This is a genomic window from Mesorhizobium ventifaucium (assembly GCF_935822925.1).
GTDB lineage: Bacteria > Pseudomonadota > Alphaproteobacteria > Rhizobiales > Rhizobiaceae > Mesorhizobium > Mesorhizobium ventifaucium.
In genome coordinates this window covers 165,933-185,532 of sequence record NZ_CAKXZS010000011.1, presented here as the reverse complement: position 1 = coordinate 185,532, position 19,600 = coordinate 165,933, and the positions used below count along the sequence as shown (strand labels likewise).

Below are 19,600 nucleotides of genomic sequence, written 5' to 3'. Positions count from 1 at the left end.
CAAGCTTGCACATGAGAGAAGCGCACAAGCAAATTTTGAACGCCATCATCGCCTCCCCTTCGGGCTCGACGCCCGCCGAGGCGCAAACCTTTCTCGACGCCCATCCCGAGATCGAAGCGTTCGACATCGTGCTGACCGACGCCAATGGCGTCGGGCGTGGCAAGATCGTGCGCCGGCACGAGTTGATGAGCATCTTCGAGGGCGGCAGGCATATGCCGATCTCGATCCTAGGCCTCGACATCACCGGCGAGGACGTGCACGAGACCGGACTGATCTGGACGACGGGCGACGGCGACCTGCGGGCATGGCCGATCCCCGGCACGCTGGTGCCGCTGTTCGGCACACAGCCGCCGCGCGGCCAGGTGCTGATGGCGATGTACCATCTCGATGGTCAGCCCATGTCCTCCGACCCGCGCCTGGCGCTGGGCCGGCAGGTGGAGATACTGGCGGCCAAGGGCCTGCATCCGGCCGGCGCCTTCGAGCTCGAATTCTTCCTGCTCGCCAACGAGCGCGACGCCGACGGCAAGGTGCAGCCGGCGCACGCGGTGCTCGACGGCCGCCGCTCGGCCAAGACAGAGGTCTATTCCGTCGACCATCTGCACGGCATGGAGCCGCTGTTTTCCGACATTTATGCCGCGGCCAGCGTGGAAGGTATCCCGGCCGAGACGGTCATTTCCGAATATGCGCCCGGCCAATACGAACTGACGCTGAACTATCGCAAGGACGTGATGCGGGCGGCCGACGATCTCGTCATGCTGAAGCGGCTGGTGCGGGCACAGGCGCGCCGCCACGGCGTCACTGCATGCTTCATGGCCAAGCCGATCGAGAAGTATGCCGGCTCCGGCATGCATTTCCATGTCTCGCTGCAGGACAAAGCCGGCAACAACGTCTTTGCCGAAGCCAGCGGCGAGACCTGGTCCTTGCCGCTGCTGCGCGGACTGGGCGGCCTCATCCAGACCATGGCCGAATCGATGCTGGTGTTTGCACCGCACGCCAATTCATGGCGGCGTTTCGTTTCGCAATCCTATGCGCCGGTGGCGCCGACCTGGGGTGTCAACAACCGCTCGGTGGCATTGCGCGTGCCGGCGGGCGATGCGAAAAACCGGCGCATCGAGCACCGGCCGTCGGGCGTCGACGCCAACCCTTATCTGGTCGCGGCAACCGTGCTGGCCGGCATCGTCAAAGGTCTCGATGAGGGCCTCGATCCAGGCCCCGAAACCACCGGCAATGGCTACGAATCAGCAATCACGCGCACCACCATGCCGGTGGACTGGCGCGCAGCGATCGAGGCGGCAAGGGCCTCGACATTCCTCAAGGGCGCGCTGGGGGAAGACCTGCACCGGACCTTCGTGGCGATCAAGCAATCCGAATATCTGCGGGTGGCGCGCACGGTCAGCGAACTGGATTATCATCTCTATCTGCATGAGGTGTGAGGCATCGCATCGCCGGTCATGCGCTCGGCGAAAGCCGGGTCTCGGCTATTTGAAGGAACCTTTCGGGGGCTTCGCTCATTGCGCATCTGATCGCAGCAGCGGGCAAGGCCGCATCAGCCATGATCGCCAGGATGCAGACAAATTCTCCACACCATGCCAAGGTACAGGCAAGACGCTGGCCCAAGCCTGAATTGCCTGAGACGGCGGAAGACGATGGCGCAAGCACCCTTTCCGAACTCAGCGAAGTGGCGAAGGCCTGTCGCCGCTGTCCGCTGTGGCGCAACGCAACGCAGACCGTGTTCGGCGAAGGGCCTGACAGGGCCAAGGTGGTTTTCGTCGGTGAACAGCCAGGCGACCAGGAGGATCTGGCCGGTAAACCTTTTGTCGGTCCGGCCGGAAAGGTCTTCGACGCCATCCTGGACGATGCCGGCGTCGACCGGCTGAAAGTCTATGTCACCAATGCGGTCAAGCATTTCAAGTTCGAGCCGCGCGGCAAGCGGCGCATCCACTCGAAGCCGAATGCCGGCGAGGTGCAGGCCTGCCGCTGGTGGCTCGACAAGGAGCTCGCTCTGATCAAGCCCAGTCTGGCGGTGGCGCTCGGCGCGACGGCGGCGCAGGCGCTGCTCGGCAAGGTCGTGCCGATCATGAAGATGCGCGGCGCGGTCGTGGAGCGGGACGATGGCTTGCCTGTGTTCGTCACCATCCACCCGTCCTTCATCCTGCGTATTCGCGAGCCGGCGGACAAACAGGCCGAACGCGAGCGGTTCCTGCAGGACATGAAGGCGGTGAAAAAGCTGATGGCCGCCTGATCCCTAACTGATCAGGATTGCCCTCAGATCATTGACGTTCGTCCCGGTCGGGCCGGGCACGAAGAGATCGCCGACGGCGTTGAATGCCGTCCAAGCATTGTTGCCGGCAAGCATCGCCTTGGCATCGACGCCTGCCGCCCGCATCCGCGACACCGTCGAGCCGTCGGCAAAGGCGCCGGCATTGTCCTCCGAACCGTCGATGCCATCGGTGTCAGCGGCCAGTGCATGGACGCCCTCCATGCCGCTGATGCCGATGGCGAAGGCGAGCAGGAATTCCGAGTTACGGCCGCCCTTGCCCTTTGCCCGCAAGGTCACCGTCGTCTCGCCACCCGACAAGACCAACACCGGCTTTCGGAAAGGCCGGTTGCGCGTCGCGACTTCACGGGCGATCGCCGCATGAAAACCGCCGACCTCGCGCGCCTCGCCCTCGATGGAATCGGAGAGGATGACCGCCTCGATACCTTGGCGCCTGGCTTCGGCTGCGGCCGCTTCCAGCGATACGCCGGCCGAGGCGATCAGATGCACTTCGTTGCGCGAAAAGCGCGGATCATCGACGCGCGGCGCATCGGCGGCCGGCGAATTGATATGCGCCATGACAGAGGCCGGCAGTTTCATGCCATAGGCGGCGATCGATGCCAGCGCCTCTTGGCGGTTGCCGGAATCGGCAACGGTCGGGCCGGAAGCCACCAGCGCCGGGTTGTCGCCCGGAATGTCGGAGACCACCAAGGATACCAGCTTCGCCGGATGGGCGGCTGCCGCCAGCCTGCCGCCTTTGATCGTGGAAACATGCTTGCGGATGGTGTTCATGGCAGCGATCGGCGCGCCGGAGGCGAGCAGCGCCTCGTTGACGGCGATCTCGTCGGCCAGCGTCAGAACTTCGGCGGGCGCCGGCAGCAGCGCCGAGCCGCCGCCGGAGATGAGCGCCACGACCAGATCGTCCGCGGTCAGCCCCTGCACCTTTTCGAGCAGCCGGCGCGACGCTTCGAGTCCGGCGGCATCCGGCACCGGATGCGCCGCCTCGATGATCTCGATGCGCTGGCAGGTCGCGCCATAGCCGTAGCGGGTGACGACCAGCCCTTCAATCGGGCCGTCCCACACTTTTTCGAAAGCGGCCGCCATCTGCGCCGAGCCTTTTCCTGCACCAATGACGATGGTGCGTCCTTTCGGCGGTGCCGGCAGATGATCCCTGATGGTCCTCTGTGGATCGGCGGCGGCGACGGCGGCATTGAAGATGGCGGCGAGGAAGGGCTTGGGATCGAGCGCGGTCATTTTGCTTCCGGCGGCAGTGCCAGCTCACGGCCGTCGACGCCGAGATGGCTGCAGAGCGCGTCGACGACGACGCCGTGATCCTCACGCTCCGGCAGGCCCGAGACCGCGATCACACCGATCACACCGGCGCCTTTGACCGTGACGGGAAAGCCACCACCGGCCAGCACATAGTCTGACATGTCGAGCCCCTCGCCCGGCTTGAAGCTGCGGTCGGGGCGCTGTTGCTCCAGCACCAGGCGGTAGGTGCTTCTCAAAAACCGCCGCACGACGTTGGTCTTGCGCCGCGCCCAGTCCGGGTTGGAGGCGTTCGAGCCCGGCATCGCTGCATAGAACAGCGGCCGGTCGAAGGTCCTGATGTCGACGATGATCGGTAGGTTCTGGGCCAGTGCCCGGTCGCGGATCGCCGAGCCGATCTTGAAGGCGACAGCCTCGTCGAAGACGGGGAAGACAAGCTCGGCTTCCTGTTTCTTGATCAGAGCGATGTCGTCCGCAAAGGCCATGTCGTTCCCCTGTCAACTTCGCTGCAGGCTTTGACCGATGGCTGCCGCCGGGTCAAGCCGGGACGTGTGGGATAGCCAAATCGCCATATCCGTCTTGGCCGCCCGCCCGGCGACGTAGACCTCGCGCACGGCACGATCATCGCCCAGCGTCTGCAGCAGAAACAGCTCCTCCGCCAGCGTGTCCGCCGTCTCCATCCGCAGCCGCATCGCCGGCGTAGCGCGCGCGTCGAGGACGACGATGTCGGCATCGCTGCCTGGGTCGAGCGTGCCGATCCTTTCCACGATCGACAGCGCCTCGGCATTGCCGCGGGTGAGCTGCCAGAACGACTGGAACGGATTGAGCTTCTCGCCGTTCAGCGCAATCACCTTATAGCCCTCATCCATGGTGCGCAGCATCGAGTAATTGGTGCCGCCGCCGACATCGGTGGCGGTGGCGATGCGGAGTGGTTTTTCGCGGCGGCGGTAACGCTGATAGTCGAACAGGCCCGAGCCGAGGAACAGGTTCGAGGTCGGACAGAACACGGCGACCGAGCCCGTGTCCGAAAGCGCATCCGCCTCGCGTTCCGAAAGATGGATGCAGTGGCCGAACAGGCTTTTGCGCCCGAGCAGCCCATAGTGCTCGTAGACATCGGTATAGTCGCTGGCCTTTGGATAGAGTTGCAGCGTAAAGGCGATCTCAGCGTGGTTTTCCGACAGATGCGTCTGCATGTGCAAATCGGGATGTTCGCGGCACAGCGCGCTCGCCATTTCCAACTGCTCGGGTGACGAGGTGATGGCAAAGCGCGGTGTGATGGCATAGTGCTGGCGGCCCTTGCCGTGCCACTCGGCGATCAGCGCCTTGCTGTCGTCATAGGCCGATTGCGGCGTGTCGAGCACGCCCTCCGGCGCGTTGCGATCCATCATCACCTTGCCCGCGATGTTGAGCATGTTGCGGTCATGCGACTCGGCGAAGAACGCTTCGGCCGATTCCCTGTGCACCGAGCAATAGGCGGCGACTGTCGTCGTGCCGTGGCGCACAACCTCATCCAGAAACAGCCTGGCGATGCGGCGGCCATGCTGGGCGTTCTGGAATTTGGTTTCCTCGGGAAAGGTGTAGGTGTTCAGCCAGTCGAGCAGCTCGGCGCCGTAGGAGGCGATCACCTGCATCTGCGGAAAATGCGCATGCGCGTCGATGAGACCAGGCAGCAGCAAGTGCGGGCGATGGTCGATCTTCTTTGCGCCTTCATCAGCCTTTTTCTCGACGTCGGCATAGGCGCCCGCGGCAACGATCCTGCCGTTGCGGAGCAGCAGGCCGCCGTCGTCCTCGTAGCGCCAGGCGGGATGGTCGTCGACGGTCTCAGGCCAGCGCAGGAATGACAGCGTGCGGCCGCGCAGGAGCGTGCTGGTCATGCTTATTTCCCTGCCTCCTCGAACCATGCCACCAGCAGCGCTCGCTCCTTGTCGGTGATATGGGTGACATTGGCTGGCGGCATGGCGTGGCTGCGGCCGGCCTGCAAGTAGATCTCGCGGGCCTGCGCGGCGATACCGGCGTCCGTGTCGAGCATCACACCTTTCGGCGCGTGATAGACGCCCTCGTAGGACGGCTCCTGCGCATGGCACATCGAACAACGGCCTAGCACCGTATCGCGCACTGCGGGAAAATGCGCCGAAGCGACATAGACCTGCGCCGCCGAGGACGCCTTGACGTCGCCGGTCAGCACTTTCGGCACCGTTGACAGCCAGATAATGACGACGAACAGGACGGCGGCAGCCAGCCAGGTCCAGGTCGGGTTACCCTTGCGCGCATGCATGGTGTTGAAATAGTGCCGGATCAGCACGCCGATGATGAAAACCAGCGAGGCGATCACCCAGTTGAACTGGGTAGCAAACGCCAGCGGGTAGTGGTTCGACAGCATCAGGAACAGGACGGGCAGCGTCAGGTAATTGTTGTGCAGCGAGCGCTGCTTGGCGATCTTGCCGTATTTCGGGTCGGGCTTGCGACCGGCGATCAGGTCGGCGACGACGATCTTCTGGTTCGGAATGATGACCATGAAGACATTGGCCGACATGATCGTCGCGGTGATGGCGCCAAGATGCAGGAAAGCGGCGCGGCCGGTGAACAGATGGGTAAGACCCCAGGCGATGAAGACCAGCACTCCATAGAGCACCAGCATCAGGCCGGTGTCGCTCCTGCCAAGCGGCGAACGGCATAAGAGATCGTAGAGCACCCAGCCAACCCCGATCGTCGCCAGCGACAGCAAGATGCCTGTAGGCACCGACATGGCAAGCACGTTGGGATCGATCAGGAAGAGGTCCGCCCCGGCATAGTAGACGACGCACAGCATGGCAAAGCCGGACAGCCAGGTGGCGTAGGATTCCCATTTGAACCAGGTCAGGTGCTCGGGCATTTCGGCCGGAGCCACCAGATATTTCTGGATGTGATAGAAGCCGCCGCCATGCACCTGCCATTCCTCGCCGAAGGCGCCGACAGGCATGCCCGGACGCTGGCGCAAGCCAAGATCGAGCGCGACGAAATAAAAGGACGAACCGATCCAGGCTATGCTGGTGACGACATGCAGCCAGCGCACGGCGAAACTCAGCCAGTCCCAGAATATCGCGAAATCCAACATTGAAAAGTCGTCCCTGCCGATCGGCTGACTTTACGGACTGGAGCGCAAACGGAAAGGGCCGAGCTGCACGATGACTTTCAAAAAAAAATGGAAAATACTAGGGTTATCCCTACGCTGCCGTATGAGAGCCCTAAGCCGCATGGCCTACCTCGACAACATCGCCGTTTTCGTCCGCGTCGTCGAGCTTGGCAACCTGTCGGCGGCGGGCCGCGACATGCGCATTTCTCCGGCCGTCGCGTCCAACCGTATCAAGGAGCTCGAAAAACATCTTGGTGTCAGGCTGTTCAACCGCACGACGCGGCAATTGATGCCAACCGAGCACGGCACGGTGTTCTACTCCGGCGCCAAGCAGGTGCTCGAGGCGGTCACCGAGGCCGAAGCCGCGGTCAGCGCTTTGTCCGGCCAGCCGCGCGGCACCATCAAGGTGACAGCGCCGCTCGGCCTTGGCCGGCGACTGGTAGCGTCGGGAATCCCCGATTTCCACGACAAATATCCTGATATCGAGGTTCGGCTGAGGCTTTCAGACCACAATGTCGACATCATGAAGGAAGGCATCGATGTCGCCTTCCGGCTGGGCATCATCGAGGATTCCAGCCTCAGAATGCGCGGCATCATGGAATGCGAGCGGGTGCTGGTGGCGGCGCCGAAATATCTGGAGGCGCGCGGTGAGCCGGCCGAGCCGCAGGAATTGATCGGCAAGAAGCACGACTGCCTGATGCTGCGCTATTCCGGCGCGCGCGAATATGTGTGGACGCTGCAGACGGCCGACGGCCCGCGAAAATTCGAGGTGCACGGACCCTATGACACCGACGATGGCGACGTTCTGACCGGCTGGGCGCTGTCGGGCCGCGGCATCATCAACAAGCCGCGCTTCGAGGTCGAGCCGTTCATCCGCGACCGGCGGCTGAAGGTGATCCTGCCCGACACGCCTCCGACGCCGGTCCAGTTCGCCGCCGTCTACCCGCACAAGAAGCTGCAGGACCCGAAGGTGCGGCTGCTGCTCGATTTCATGGCCGAGCGCTGCCAACGGCTGATCAAGGATATTCTGGCCGGCAAGTGAGCGTTGCTCGAATTCTGGCCGTCAGCCGGCCATTGCCTTGCCACAAGAGGCGGGGTGCGGAGCGGCTCGCGCGCCAGCATGGGCGGCCAGCGCCGTCATGATCTCGGCCGTCGCCAAGGCCGCAATCACGGGCGGTCGCTTGTCCTTGACCGTTTCGCCGCCAATCGGCGAGACGAGGCGGGCAAATTCCGCCTCGCTGCCGTCCGTCGACTTCAGGAACCAGTTCCTGAAGGTCGCCTTCTTGGTTCTGGAACCGATCATCCCGACATAGGCGGCATCCCGACGTTTCAGTGCCTCGGCGACGATCAGGAAATCCAGTGCGTGGTCGTGAGTGAGGACGACGAACGCGGCGCCAGCCGGAGCGTTGCGTACCAATGCCTCGGGGATCGGCGTAAGACTGGTTTCGACCGCTTCCGGCATGCCCTCCAGCGCCTCGGCTCGCATCTCGACAGCGACCACGTGCACGGGCAGCAAGGCCACCGCCGATGCCAGTGCCTGGCCGACATGGCCGCCGCCGAAGATGTAGACATGCGGCTGCTGCGCTGCCTCGGCTTCCGCCGCCGCAACAAGCTCGGCTTCGAGGGCCGCGTCGACCAGCCGGATCAGCACCTCGACCCTGCCGCCACAACACTGGCCGATCTCCGGCCCGAGCGGGACATCGAGCGTGGCGCTGACATCCCTCCCCCTCGAGGGGAGGGTGGCGGCGAAGCCGCCGGGTGGGGTCGCCGCGGCAGTGCTCGACGCTCTGGCGGTGCCTTCTGAGACGACCCCCTCTGGCCGCTCCGAGGCCATCTCCCCCTCAAGGGGAGAGAAAAGCAGCTGCCGTGCTTTGTCGATCGCCATATATTCGAGCTGGCCGCCGCCGATCGTGCCAAAAATCGCCGCTCCCGAGACGAGCATGAAGGCGCCCTTCTCGCGGGGCGTCGAGCCTTTGGTCCCGGCCACCTCGACCAGGGCGACCCGGCCGGCGCGCGCAAGAAAGGCTTTCAGGCTTTGCACTTTCGCGTTCATCATTCGCATTTCCTATCGGGAAATATAGAGTTTTTCGGCCTGAATTGCACGCTTTCAAGGATTTCCGGGGTCGGGTTCACATGCCAGTCTTGGCTTCCCGCTTCAGCCGCTCGATCGCCATCAGCACCCGCTCCGGCGTCGCCGGTGGGTCGAGGCGCGGGCAGATCCGGTGGTCGGCAACGCTCGCCACCGCATCCGACAGCGCATGCAGCACCGAGATGCCGAGCGGCAGCGGCGGCTCGCCGACCGCCTTGGAGCGGTGCACCGTCGGCTCGCTCGCTTCCGGCCAATCGGCCAGCGTTACGTTGAAGATCTTCGGTCGGTCCGAGGCCAAGGGGATTTTGTAGGTCGACGGTGCATGGGTGCGCAGCCGGCCCTTGTCGTCCCACCAAAGTTCCTCCGTCGTCAGCCAGCCCATGCCCTGGATGAAGCCGCCCTCGACCTGGCCGAGGTCGATGGCGCGGTTCAGCGAGCGGCCGGTCTCGTGCAGGATGTCGGTACGCTCGACGACATATTCGCCGGTCAGAGTGTCGACCGAGACTTCCGAGCACGCAGCGCCATAGGCGAAATAATAGAAGGGGCGGCCCTCGCCCTTGTCACGGTCCCAGTGAATTTTCGGTGTCTTGTAGAAGCCCGCTGCCGAAAGCTGGACGCGCGCCATGTAGGCCTGCCTGACGAGATCGGCGAAGGCGATCTCCTGGTTGCCGATGCGCACCCGGTTGGGCAGGAACAGCACCTGATCGCGCGGCACCTGGTATTTTTCGGCGGCGAAGTTGGTCAGCCGCTCCTTGATCTGCAGGGCCGCGTTCTGCGCCGCCATGCCGTTGAGGTCGGAACCGGACGAGGCGGCGGTCGCCGAGGTGTTCGGCACCTTGCCGGTCGTCGTCGCGGTGATCTTGACCTGGTCGAGGTCGATCTGGAATTCTTCCGCCACCACCTGCGCCACCTTGACGTAGAGGCCCTGCCCCATTTCGGTGCCGCCATGGTTCAGATGCACCGAACCGTCGGTGTAGACATGCACAAGCGCGCCGGCCTGGTTGTAGTGGGTGGCGGTGAACGAGATGCCGAACTTGACCGGCGTCAGCGCCAATCCACGCTTGATGAAGCGACTGTTGGCGTTGAAGGCTTCGATGGTGCGGCGGCGCCTCGCATAGTCGCAACTCGCCTCCAGCTCGGCGACGATGCGGTGGATGATGTTATCTTCGACCGTCTGGTGATAAGGCGTGACGTTGCGGTCGCTGGTGCCATAAAAGTTCTTCTTGCGGATTTCGAGCGGATCCTTGCCGACGGCAAAGGCGACCTCTTCGATGACGCGCTCGGCCCCGACCATGCCTTGCGGACCGCCGAAGCCGCGGAAGGCGGTGTTCGACACGGTGTTGGTGTAGAGCGGCGCCGATTGCGCGTGTATCGCCGGCCAGAAATAAGTGTTGTCGCAGTGGAACAGCGCGCGATCGGTCACTGGTCCTGAGAGGTCCGCCGAGAATCCGCAACGCGCCGCGAACATGAAGTCGACGCCGAGGATATTGCCGTCGTCGTCAAAGCCAACCTCGTAGTCGACCAGAAAGTCGTGGCGCTTGCCGGTGGCGATCATGTCGTCGTCACGGTCGGGCCGGATTTTCACGGCGCGATGGTGTTTTTTCGCAGCAATCGCCGCCAGCGCGGCAAACTGGTTGCCTTGCGTTTCCTTGCCGCCAAAGCCGCCACCCATGCGGCGGATCTCGACCGTGACGGCATGGCTCGGCACGCCGAGCGCATGGCTGACCATGTGCTGAACCTCGCTCGGATGCTGGGTCGAGGAATAAATCGTGACGTCCTGATCCTCGCCGGGAATGGCCATGGCGATCTGGCCCTCAAGATAAAAATGGTCCTGGCCGCCGATGCGCATTTTTCCCTTCAGCCGGCGCGGCGCGGCGTTGATCGCAGCCGCGGCATCGCCGCGCCTCAGGGTTAGCGGCGGCGTGACCAGCTTGTCCTTCCTGGGATCGAGGACGGCGATGTCGGTGACGAAAGGCAATTCCTTGTATTCGACCTTGGCCAGCCTTGTGGCGCGGCGCGCCTTCTCGCGGGTTTCGGCGATGACGCAAAAGATCGGTTGGCCGAAAAACTGCACCTTGCCGGCGGCCAGCACCGGTTCGTCGTGGCGGCCGGTCGGCGAAATATCGTTTTCGCCCGGCACGTCGCTAGCCGTCAGCACGTCGACGACGCCGGGCGCGGCGCGCACCGCCGACAGGTCCATGCTGGTGATGGTGGCATGCGTGGCCGTCGAAAGCCCAAGGCAGCCATGCAGCGTGCCGGATGGTTCCGGCATGTCATCGATATAGACGGCCGTGCCGCGGACATGCTTATGCGCGGAATCATGGCGCTGATCGGTGGCAACGCCACCGGAGATTTCTTGCGCCTTGAGGTTGGGAGCGTGCGTGGTCATCACGCCGCCTCGTGGCGCGATACCTGGATCGGCGCCTTGGTGCCGCTGGTCTCGGCAAAGAAGCGCAACAGCAGGTTCTTCGCCGCCAGCGCCCGGTATTCGGCGCTCGCCCGCATGTCGGTCAGCGGTGTGAAATCCCTGGCGTACTCGGCCATCGCCGCCTCGGCCGTCGCCTCCGTCCAAGGCTTGCCGAGCAACGCCTTTTCCACGCTAAAAGCCCGCTTCGGCGTTGCCGCCATGCCGCCATAGGCGATGCGGATATCCGCCACGGTGCCGTCGCTAGCCGGTGTCATGAAAAACGCGCCAAGCGCTGCGGTGATGTCCTCGTCACGGCGCTTGGTGATCTTGTAGACGGCGAATTTGGTATCCCTGCCCGGCACTGGGACATGCACTGCCTCGACGAACTCGCCCGGCTGCCGATCCTGCTTGCCGTAGGCGATGAAGAAGTCTTCAAGCGAGATCGTCCGCCGCTTGCTGCCGCGGCGCAGCGTCAGCCGCGCGCCGAGTGCGATCAGCGGCGGCGGCGTGTCGCCGATCGGCGAGCCGTTGGCGATGTTGCCGCCGATCGTGCCCATATTGCGCACCTGATCGCCGCCGATGCGGTCAAACAGCGGCCCCAGCGCCGGGATGCGTCTCGCCAGCGTCGAGAAAGCCTCGGTGTAGGTGACACCAGCGCCGATCGAAATGATGCCGTTGTCTTCGGAAATCGCGCACAGCCCGTCGAGATTCCCGATGAAGATCGCCGGCGAGATCTCGCGCATATGCTTGGTCACCCACAGGCCGACATCGGTCGAACCGGCGACGATGGTGGCGCCCGGCTCCTTGTCGAGCACGGCGGCGAGGTCGTCGGCATCGACCGGCACGACCAGGCGCTGCTTGCCGGCGCCGATCTCGATGCGCGAACCATCCTTCATCGCTTCGAGCTTGTCCGTGATGGCCTTGCGCTCCGCCGCCAGCGGATCCTTTGCCGCCTTGCCGTAGCTGGAGATGGCACGTGCCGCCCGCATGATTGCCTCGTAGCCGGTGCAGCGGCAGAGATTGCCCTGCAGCGCCTTTTCGATGGCTGCATCCGAAGGCTCAGGCGACCGCATCCACAGGGCATAAAGCGACATGACGAAGCCCGGCGTGCAGAAGCCGCATTGCGAGCCGTGGAAATCGACCAGCGCCTGCTGCACCGGATGCAGTTTTTCGCCGTCGCCGCGCAGATGCTCGATGGTCACGACATGCGTGCCATCAAGCGAGCCAAGGAAGCGGATGCAGGCATTGACGCTTTCGTAGACCAGCCGGCCGCCTGACAGCCTTCCGACCAGCACGGTGCAAGCGCCGCAGTCGCCCTCGGCGCAACCTTCCTTGGTGCCGCGCAGCGAGCGATCGAGCCGCAGCCAGTCGAGCAAGGTCTCGTCGGGCGCTACCGTGGTCAGCACAATTTGCTCGCCATTGAGGATGAAGCGTATCTCATTGCGTATTTTGAGCGTGGCCATGCCTCAGCTCCCGCGATAGGTCGAATAGCCGTAGGGCGATATGAGCAGCGGCACATGATAGTGCATCGGCTCGGCCATGCCGAAGCGGATCGGCACGCTGTCGAGGAAGGCCGGTTCCGGCAGTCTCAGCCCCTGCCGGCGCAGATAGTCGCCGGCAGCGAAGACTAGCTCGTATTCGCCGGTGCGGAACTCCGCGTCGGCAAGCAGCGGCGCGTCACAGCGGCCGTCGGCATTGGTGACCGCCGTCTTCAGATGCGTCCGCATGTCGCCGTTGATGCGATAGAGTTCGATCGACAGGCCTGCCGCCGGCCGGCCGGTCGCGGTGTCGAGGACATGGGTCGTCAGACGTCCGCCTTCGGCTTTCGACGTTTCCGCCACTGGCTGCTCCCATTCCGGTACGGTCGAACACGTTTGACGAATTGTGCGCCCATTAAAGGCGATGCATAAGTCCCGGTCGAGCGAAGTACTGCAAAAACACTTTCAAAAATTTTCGGGGGAATGCGCAAGCGGCCCTTTCGACTATTCTGATCACACTGTCCGGCAGGAGCGAAAATGCGTTACGAACGAGACATGCGCGGCTACGGCGCCAATCCGCCGGATCCGAAATGGCCCGGTGGGGCGCATGTCGCGGTGCAGTTCGTCGTCAATTACGAGGAGGGCGGCGAAAATTGCGTCCTGCATGGCGACACGGCTTCGGAAGCCTTCCTGTCCGAGATCGTCGGCGCTGCACCCTGGCCCGGGCAGCGCCACTGGAATATGGAATCGATCTACGAGTATGGCGCGCGCGCCGGCTTCTGGCGATTGCTGCGCCTGTTCACCGAGGCTGAGGTGCCGGTCACCTGCTACGGCGTCGCCACAGCGCTGGCGCGGTCGCCCGACCAGGTCGCGGCGATGCAGGAGGCCGGCTGGGAGATCGCCTCGCACGGGCTGAAATGGATCGACTACCGCGACCACGCGCCGGAGGACGAGCGCCGCGATATGAAAGCGGCTGTTAGCCTGCACTACGAGGTGACCGGGGCGCGGCCGACCGGCTGGTACACCGGCCGCACATCGATCAACACTGTGCGGCTGGCGGCGGAAGAGGGCGGCTTCGACTATGTGTCGGACACTTATGACGACGAGCTGCCTTACTGGTTCGAGCACGCTGGGCCGGACGGGTCGGCAAAACCGCAGCTCATCATCCCCTATACGCTCGACGCCAACGACATGCGCTTCGCCACGCCGCAAGGCTTCAACTCGGGCGACCAGTTCTTCGCCTATCTCAGGGATAGTTTCGATACGCTCTATGCCGAGGGCAAGGCAGGGCGGCCGCGCATGATGAATATCGGCCTGCATTGCCGTCTCATCGGGCGCCCCGGCCGCGTCGCAGCGCTCAAACGCTTCGTCGATTACGTCAAATCGCACGACAGGGTATGGCTGGCGCGGCGCATCGACATTGCCAAACACTGGCAAGAGACCCATCCGTTCCGACCGCCGGCGCTGCGCCCGTCGAGAATGGAATTTGAGGCTTTCGTCCAGGCTTTCGGCGGCGTGTTCGAGCATTCGCCGTGGATCGCCGAGCGCGCCTACGGGCTGGAACTTGGTCCGGCGCATGACAGTGCCGGCGGTCTGCATAATGCATTGTGCCGTGTCTTTCGCGGCGCCAGCGAGGCCGAGCGGCTCTCGGTGCTCAACGCCCATCCCGACCTTGCCGGCAAACTGGCGCAAGCCAAGCGGCTGACGCCGGAATCGGCCAGAGAACAGGCTTCCGCCGGGCTCGATGCGCTGACCGATAAGGAGCGCGAGCTGTTCTCAAAATTCAATGCCGCCTACGTTACTTCCTTTGGCTTTCCCTTCATCGTCGCGGTGAAAGGCAAAACCAGGGCGGAAATCCTGGCGGAGTTCGAGGCGCGGATCGGCAACAGCCGCGGCGTTGAATTTGAAACCGCCTGCAAACAGGTCGAGCGCATCGCGCTGTTTCGCCTCAAGGACATGCTCCCGCAATAGGCCTTGCCTTCCGCAATGGGCTCTGGCTTCCGCAACGGCTTTGAACTGAAGGATACGATGAAAATGGCCGACCAAACCTATTACGCGCCACATGGCGGCCACCCCGGCCAGAGTGAGCTGCTGACTGGCCGCGCTGTCTTCACCGAGGCCTATGCCGTCATTCCAAGGGGGGTAATGCAGGACATCGTCACCAGCGCCCTGCCGTTCTGGGACAAGACCCGCGTCTGGGTGCTGTCGCGCCCACTGTCTGGCTTTGCTGAGACGTTTTCGCAATACATCGTCGAGGTCGCGCCCGGCGGCGGCAGCGACCGGCCAGAACCCGATGCCGGCGCCGAGGGCGCCCTGTTCGTAGTCGAGGGCGAGCTCAGCGTTTTGCTGACTGGCGAGAAGCATGTCCTGCGGCCGGGCGGCTTTGCCTTTCTGCCGCCGGCCAGCGGATGGACTGTTCGCAACGAGAGCGGTGCTGCTGTCCGGTTCCACTGGATCCGCAAGGCTTACGACGCCGTCGAAGGCATTGATGCCCCGCAAGCCTTCTTTGCCAATGAACAGGACATTGCGCCGACGCCGATGCCCGGCACCGAGGGCCGTTGGGCGACGACGCGCTTCATCGACCCGGCCGACATGGGCCACGACATGCATGTCACCATCGTCACGCTGGAGCCGGGTGCGGTCATCCCCTTCGCCGAGACGCATGTCATGGAGCACGGTCTCTACGTGCTGGAGGGCAAGGCCGTCTACCGCCTCAACCAGGACTGGATCGAGGTCGAGGCCGGCGACTATATGTGGCTGCGCGCCTTCTGTCCGCAGGCCTGCTATGCCGGCGGTCCCGGAAAATTCCGCTACCTGCTCTACAAGGACGTCAACCGGCACGCCAAGCTCGGCGGGGTGGGCTTCGAGGGTCGCGCGCGATGACCCGCATCGTGGCGCGGCCGCTGACCCGCGAAAATTTTGCCGAGTTCGGCGACGTCATCGATATGGGCGGCGACAACCACTACCCGATCAATGGCGGCAAGGCCGAGCGCTACCATGACCTCGCCACGGCGCAGGCGCTGGGGCCGAATGGGCGTGTGCTGATCTCCATGGTGCGCGGCACGCCTTACGATTTTCCGCTGAAGCTGACCATGGTCGAGCGTCATCCGTTCGGCAGCCAGGCTTTCATCCCGCTGTCGCCACGGGCGTTCCTGATCATCGTTTGCCATGATGGCGACGACGGCCCGGGCGAGCCGCACGCCTTCATCACCGCGCCCGGGCAAGGCGTCAATTATCCGCGCAATCGGTGGCATAGTGTGCTGACGCCGATCGGCGAGGTCCAGGATTTTCTCGTTGTCGACGGCGGGGGCGACGGCTCCAATCTCGAAGAGTTCCATTTCTCGCAAGCTTACGAGATCGATCTCCCCGACGGGACCGCATGATGACCGACATTTCGCTGATCGACCGACTGCTCGACGTCATCGAGCGTGACATTGTGCCGAAGACGGCCGAAGGCGTCGCCCACGGCAACAAGCTGTTCGGCGCGGCGATCCTGCGCAAGGACGACCGCTCGTTGGTGCTCGCCGAAACCAATAACGAGACCGAAAATCCGCTCTGGCATGGCGAAGTGCACTGCCTGAAGCGGTTCTACGAAATGCCCAAGGCCGAGCGCATTGACACCAAGGACGCGATCTTCCTCGCCACGCACGAACCCTGCTCGCTCTGTCTGTCGGCGATCACCTGGACCGGCTTCGACAATTTCTACTATTTGTTCAGCCACGAGGACTCGCGCGACAGCTTTGCCATCCCGCACGACCTGAAGATCCTGAAGGAGGTGTTCACCCTCGACCCCGGCGGCTATAATGCCGAGAACGCCTACTGGAAGAGTTTTTCGATCCGCAAACTGGTGTGGTCGCTGCCCGAGACCGAGCGCCCGCGACTGGAAACGCGGATCGGCGAGATCGCCGCGCGCTATGACGAATTGTCCAGCACCTATCAGGCAAGCAAGGCCGAAAACGACATTCCGCTGAGCTGAATGCTGCAAAGTTCAACGCTTGAATGCCCCCTTTATGGTGGCATATTGTGGTTATGGAGAAAGGCAGGCCCACTTACGATCTTGATGAATCAAGGCCGAATTGGGTTCTGTCGACACGCTGGCAATCACAAACGTCCGCTCTGCGGGATGCCATTGCTCTAGGCTTTGATCGCGCCGGTGTCGTCGGGGTGATCAGCGGCATCACTCGGAAGATGTTTGTAAAGTCGATGACGACATTCGCCGACCATCGTGTCTGGCAAGATGTCTATCACGTGCGAGCACGCGACCTGGTTCTCTACGTGAAATTTCAGGCGGACGTGGTGATCGGATTCACAGTCATGTCGTTCAAGGAAAAGTGACTATGGCGACGAAGGGAAATAATGAAACGAACACGATGATCTCCCCCGAAACAGGAGAAACGCTGACGCGTGGAGCGCGTCCGTTCACTGTGACTTACAAGGGCGAGAGCATGGTCGTCGATCTGCCGGGGTATTATCCGCCGTCGGGAGATGAGGGCGTGCACGTCGGGGAGGACATGACTGTCGTCGACGCAGCGCTCCGCATCCTCAAGGAAAAGATCGACGGCGTTCCGGCACCGGCCACCATCCGTCGCGTGCGCACAAAGCTCAAACTGTCGCAGCGCGAGGCAGGATCCCTGTTCAAGGTCGGCGTCGGCGAGTACGCCTTCGACAAATACGAGCGGGGTTTGATTGAGCCGAGTGGCCCGACCATTCAGTTGATGACGCTGTTGGAAAAACATCCCGAACTGCTGGACGAGTTGCGATAGCGCGCTCCCTGACAGGTCGCACATTTTTTTGCTCCAGTCGCGAATGGCGATTGAAAGTCGCCTCGCTGCGGGGCGTTATATCCCGCATGAAGACCATCACTGAATTTCCCCGCAAGGTCGTCGAGTTTCCGGACATGGGCATCGTCATGCCGGATGGCTGCCGGCTGTCGGCGCGGGTGTGGATGCCGGACGATGCGGGCGACGATCCGGTGCCGGCGATCCTCGAGCATCTGCCCTACCGCAAGCGCGACGGCACCATCTTTCGCGATCAGCTGACGCATCCCTATTTCGCTGGCCACGGCTACGCCTCGATCCGCGTCGACATGCGCGGCAATGGCGATTCCGAAGGGCTGATGGACGACGAATATTCCGAGCAGGAATTGCAGGACGCTTGCGACGTGATCGCCTGGGCGGCTGCCCAGCCCTGGTGCAACGGCAATGTCGGCATGATGGGCATCTCCTGGGGCGGCTTCAACTGCCTGCAGACGGCAGCCAAGCGGCCGCGGGCGCTGAAGGCGGTGATCAGCCTGTGCTCGACTGTCGACCGCTACGCCGACGACATCCACTACAAGGGCGGCTGCCTGCTGATCGAGAATTTCGGCTGGGCCTCGACCATGCTGTCCTACTCGTCGCGGCCGCCGGATCCGCTGCTGGCCGGCGACAACAGCTGGCGCGACCTGTGGCTGACCCGGCTAGAGAACCAGCCCTTCCTGGCGCCGCTGTGGCTGAAGCATCAGCACCGCGACGCCTATTGGAAGCGCGGCTCTATCTGCGAGGACTATTCCGCCATCCAATCCGCCGTGCTGTCGATCGGCGGCTGGCATGACGGCTATCGCAACACCATTTCCCATCTCGCCGCCAATATCGAGGCGCCGGTCAAAGGCATTGTCGGCCCGTGGATCCATAAATACCCGCATTATGCGGCGCCCGAACCGCGCATCGGCTTCCTGCAGGAGGCGTTGCGCTGGTGGGACCGCTGGCTGAAGGGCATCGACACCGGCGTTGAGGCCGACCCCGCCTACCGCGCGTATGTCATGGACAGCGTGCGCCCCGCGCGCTGGCATCCCGAACGGCCGGGCCGCTGGGTGGCGGAACGGGTGTGGCCGTCGCCTAATATCAAGACGCAGGAAATCGAGCTGATCCCCGAAGGCAGCAAGCCGGCCATCGTCGCTTCACCGCAAAGCTGCGGCCTCACCGGCGGCGAATATTTTCCCTTCACCTTCGGCCCGGAATTGCCCGGCGATCAGCGCCCCGACGATGCGTTGTCGGTGTGCTTCGACCAGCCGGTGCTGACGGAGGCGATCGACATTGTCGGCGCGCCGGAAGTGCTGGTCAGGGTTTCGTCTGACAGACCGCAGGCGAACATCGCGATCCGGCTGTGCGACGTGCATCCCGACGGCGCGTCGGAGCTGATCTCCTATGGCGTGCTCAACCTGACGCACCACAATTCGCACGAATTCCCGCAAGCGCTGGTGCCGGGCGAAACAGTCAGAGCGCTGGTGGTGCTCGACCAATGCGCCTATCGCGTGCCATCAGGCCATCGCCTGCGCATTGCCGTTTCGAACGCCTACTGGCCAATGATCTGGCCATCGCCGGAGCCGGTCCGGCTCGACCTTTCTGCCGCGACGCTGATGCTGCCGTTGCGCCCGCCGGCGCAAGGCGACGAAGTCACCTTTCCCGCGCCCGAGGCAGCCGCGCCGCGGGCAACCGAAACGATCCGCGCCACCAATTCCGAACGTCATGTTGATCGCGACGAAAAAACCGGAATCGTCACGCTTTCCATAACAGACGATTTCGGCGAGGTGCGCGATCTGCAGCATGGCCTCGCCAATGGCAGCATCGCGCGAGAGACATGGGCGATCCACCCCGACGATCCGTTGTCGGCGTCGGGCAAGACGCATTGGACGCAGACGCTGTCGCGAAACGGATGGTCGGTGCGCACCGAAACGTCAGCCGAAATGCGGTCCGACGCGCAAAGCTTCATCGTTCACGCCAGAATCGAAGCCTATGAAGGCGAGAAACTGGTTTTCGAGCGTAATTTCGAGGAGAGCATTCCGCGCGATCTGCTTTGAGCGCTTATGCGGATTGGTCCAATTGCGACGTACGATTTACGCCACGGCATGTCGCATTCGGTCTTGCTTACGGCGTTCCCTTGCGGTCATTATTCTCCCCACAAGAAACCATAAAAAAGACCATAAGGTCGAAACCAACAGAGTGAGGAACTC

At 63.4% G+C, this 19,600-nt stretch carries 18 protein-coding genes; 10 read left to right on the top strand and 8 right to left on the bottom strand.

Annotated features, from left to right (window positions below):
* The first annotated feature begins 11 nt into the window (after positions 1–11).
* Together NMG70_RS09160 and NMG70_RS09155 are read left to right on the top strand one after the other, a co-directional pair.
* Positions 12–1,433, top strand: coding sequence for a glutamine synthetase family protein (locus NMG70_RS09160; protein ID WP_254024201.1), 1,422 nt, complete (start codon positions 12–14; stop codon positions 1,431–1,433).
* 86 nt (positions 1,434–1,519) lie between these two features.
* Positions 1,520–2,242, top strand: a complete 723-nt coding sequence (locus tag NMG70_RS09155) for a UdgX family uracil-DNA binding protein (protein WP_301555145.1) — start codon at positions 1,520–1,522, stop codon at positions 2,240–2,242.
* A 3-nt stretch (positions 2,243–2,245) separates the two neighbouring features.
* Here the strand turns inward: NMG70_RS09155 and NMG70_RS09150 are convergent, their stop codons facing one another.
* The 4 genes from NMG70_RS09150 to NMG70_RS09135 are packed head-to-tail and all read right to left on the bottom strand — an operon-like array spanning position 2,246 to position 6,620.
* Positions 2,246–3,511, bottom strand: coding sequence for a glycerate kinase type-2 family protein (locus NMG70_RS09150; protein ID WP_254024199.1), 1,266 nt, complete (start codon positions 3,509–3,511; stop codon positions 2,246–2,248).
* Positions 3,508–4,011, bottom strand: a complete 504-nt coding sequence (locus tag NMG70_RS09145) for a heme-degrading domain-containing protein (protein ID WP_254024198.1) — start codon at positions 4,009–4,011, stop codon at positions 3,508–3,510. Before NMG70_RS09145 ends, NMG70_RS09150 begins: the two co-directional genes overlap by 4 nt.
* A 12-nt stretch (positions 4,012–4,023) precedes the next feature.
* Entirely contained in the window at positions 4,024–5,400 is a 1,377-nt protein-coding gene (guaD, locus tag NMG70_RS09140) for a guanine deaminase (protein WP_254024197.1), read from the bottom strand.
* A gap of 2 nt (positions 5,401–5,402) precedes the next feature.
* On the bottom strand, positions 5,403–6,620 hold the full coding sequence (locus NMG70_RS09135; RefSeq protein ID WP_254024196.1) for a urate hydroxylase PuuD: 1,218 nt from the start codon (positions 6,618–6,620) through the stop codon (positions 5,403–5,405).
* Positions 6,621–6,759: 139 nt separating this feature from the next.
* Between NMG70_RS09135 and NMG70_RS09130 the strand changes: the two genes are divergently transcribed.
* The gene (locus NMG70_RS09130; RefSeq protein WP_254024195.1) at positions 6,760–7,680 is read left to right on the top strand and encodes a LysR family transcriptional regulator; all 921 of its coding nucleotides are present in this window, start codon (positions 6,760–6,762) and stop codon (positions 7,678–7,680) included.
* Positions 7,681–7,701: 21 nt separating this feature from the next.
* On the opposite strand, the gene xdhC is transcribed toward NMG70_RS09130, so the two are convergent.
* From xdhC to uraH, 4 genes are all read right to left on the bottom strand, one after another.
* Positions 7,702–8,691 (bottom strand): xanthine dehydrogenase accessory protein XdhC, encoded by a 990-nt coding sequence (gene xdhC, locus NMG70_RS09125; RefSeq protein WP_254024504.1) that lies wholly within the window; start codon positions 8,689–8,691, stop codon positions 7,702–7,704.
* A 76-nt stretch (positions 8,692–8,767) separates the two neighbouring features.
* Positions 8,768–11,116, bottom strand: a complete 2,349-nt coding sequence (gene xdhB / locus NMG70_RS09120; RefSeq protein WP_254024194.1) for a xanthine dehydrogenase molybdopterin binding subunit — start codon at positions 11,114–11,116, stop codon at positions 8,768–8,770.
* Positions 11,116–12,597, bottom strand: a complete 1,482-nt coding sequence (gene xdhA, locus NMG70_RS09115; RefSeq protein WP_254024193.1) for a xanthine dehydrogenase small subunit — start codon at positions 12,595–12,597, stop codon at positions 11,116–11,118. The genes xdhB and xdhA overlap by 1 nt, the downstream gene beginning before the upstream one ends.
* A 3-nt stretch (positions 12,598–12,600) precedes the next feature.
* On the bottom strand, positions 12,601–12,975 hold the full coding sequence (gene uraH / locus NMG70_RS09110; RefSeq protein WP_254024192.1) for a hydroxyisourate hydrolase: 375 nt from the start codon (positions 12,973–12,975) through the stop codon (positions 12,601–12,603).
* Between the two features lie 174 nt (positions 12,976–13,149).
* On the opposite strand from uraH, the gene puuE reads away from it, so the two are divergent.
* From puuE to NMG70_RS09075, 7 genes are all read left to right on the top strand, one after another.
* Positions 13,150–14,583, top strand: coding sequence for an allantoinase PuuE (gene puuE / locus NMG70_RS09105; protein ID WP_254024191.1), 1,434 nt, complete (start codon positions 13,150–13,152; stop codon positions 14,581–14,583).
* Between the two features lie 63 nt (positions 14,584–14,646).
* Positions 14,647–15,495 (top strand): bifunctional allantoicase/(S)-ureidoglycine aminohydrolase, encoded by an 849-nt coding sequence (locus tag NMG70_RS09100; protein WP_254024190.1) that lies wholly within the window; start codon positions 14,647–14,649, stop codon positions 15,493–15,495.
* A complete protein-coding gene (locus tag NMG70_RS09095; protein ID WP_254024189.1) occupies positions 15,492–15,995 on the top strand; it encodes an ureidoglycolate lyase in 504 nt (167 codons plus the stop codon). Before NMG70_RS09100 ends, NMG70_RS09095 begins: the two co-directional genes overlap by 4 nt.
* The gene (locus tag NMG70_RS09090) at positions 15,995–16,588 is read left to right on the top strand and encodes a nucleoside deaminase (RefSeq protein WP_254024188.1); all 594 of its coding nucleotides are present in this window, start codon (positions 15,995–15,997) and stop codon (positions 16,586–16,588) included. The genes NMG70_RS09095 and NMG70_RS09090 overlap by 1 nt, the downstream gene beginning before the upstream one ends.
* 53 nt (positions 16,589–16,641) lie before the next feature.
* Entirely contained in the window at positions 16,642–16,947 is a 306-nt protein-coding gene (locus NMG70_RS09085) for a type II toxin-antitoxin system MqsR family toxin (protein ID WP_254024187.1), read from the top strand.
* Between the two features lie 2 nt (positions 16,948–16,949).
* Positions 16,950–17,375, top strand: coding sequence for a type II toxin-antitoxin system MqsA family antitoxin (locus NMG70_RS09080; RefSeq protein WP_254024186.1), 426 nt, complete (start codon positions 16,950–16,952; stop codon positions 17,373–17,375).
* Between the two features lie 86 nt (positions 17,376–17,461).
* A complete protein-coding gene (locus NMG70_RS09075; protein ID WP_254024185.1) occupies positions 17,462–19,447 on the top strand; it encodes a CocE/NonD family hydrolase in 1,986 nt (661 codons plus the stop codon).
* Positions 19,448–19,600: the final 153 nt, after the last annotated feature.

Bases quoted from the DNA above. Each gene is read 5' to 3' on its own strand.
- NMG70_RS09160 (WP_254024201.1), top strand. From the start codon at position 12: ATGAGAGAAGCGCACAAGCAAATTTTGAACGCCATCATCGCCTCCCCT.
- NMG70_RS09150 (WP_254024199.1), bottom strand. From the start codon at position 3,511: ATGACCGCGCTCGATCCCAAGCCCTTCCTCGCCGCCATCTTCAATGCC.
- NMG70_RS09145 (WP_254024198.1), bottom strand. From the start codon at position 4,011: ATGGCCTTTGCGGACGACATCGCTCTGATCAAGAAACAGGAAGCCGAG.
- guaD (WP_254024197.1), bottom strand. From the start codon at position 5,400: ATGACCAGCACGCTCCTGCGCGGCCGCACGCTGTCATTCCTGCGCTGG.
- NMG70_RS09135 (WP_254024196.1), bottom strand. From the start codon at position 6,620: ATGTTGGATTTCGCGATATTCTGGGACTGGCTGAGTTTCGCCGTGCGC.
- NMG70_RS09130 (WP_254024195.1), top strand. From the start codon at position 6,760: ATGGCCTACCTCGACAACATCGCCGTTTTCGTCCGCGTCGTCGAGCTT.
- xdhC (WP_254024504.1), bottom strand. From the start codon at position 8,691: ATGAACGCGAAAGTGCAAAGCCTGAAAGCCTTTCTTGCGCGCGCCGGC.
- xdhB (WP_254024194.1), bottom strand. From the start codon at position 11,116: ATGACCACGCACGCTCCCAACCTCAAGGCGCAAGAAATCTCCGGTGGC.
- xdhA (WP_254024193.1), bottom strand. From the start codon at position 12,597: ATGGCCACGCTCAAAATACGCAATGAGATACGCTTCATCCTCAATGGC.
- puuE (WP_254024191.1), top strand. From the start codon at position 13,150: ATGCGTTACGAACGAGACATGCGCGGCTACGGCGCCAATCCGCCGGAT.
- NMG70_RS09100 (WP_254024190.1), top strand. From the start codon at position 14,647: ATGGCCGACCAAACCTATTACGCGCCACATGGCGGCCACCCCGGCCAG.
- NMG70_RS09095 (WP_254024189.1), top strand. From the start codon at position 15,492: ATGACCCGCATCGTGGCGCGGCCGCTGACCCGCGAAAATTTTGCCGAG.
- NMG70_RS09090 (WP_254024188.1), top strand. From the start codon at position 15,995: ATGACCGACATTTCGCTGATCGACCGACTGCTCGACGTCATCGAGCGT.
- NMG70_RS09085 (WP_254024187.1), top strand. From the start codon at position 16,642: ATGGAGAAAGGCAGGCCCACTTACGATCTTGATGAATCAAGGCCGAAT.
- NMG70_RS09080 (WP_254024186.1), top strand. From the start codon at position 16,950: ATGGCGACGAAGGGAAATAATGAAACGAACACGATGATCTCCCCCGAA.
- NMG70_RS09075 (WP_254024185.1), top strand. From the start codon at position 17,462: ATGAAGACCATCACTGAATTTCCCCGCAAGGTCGTCGAGTTTCCGGAC.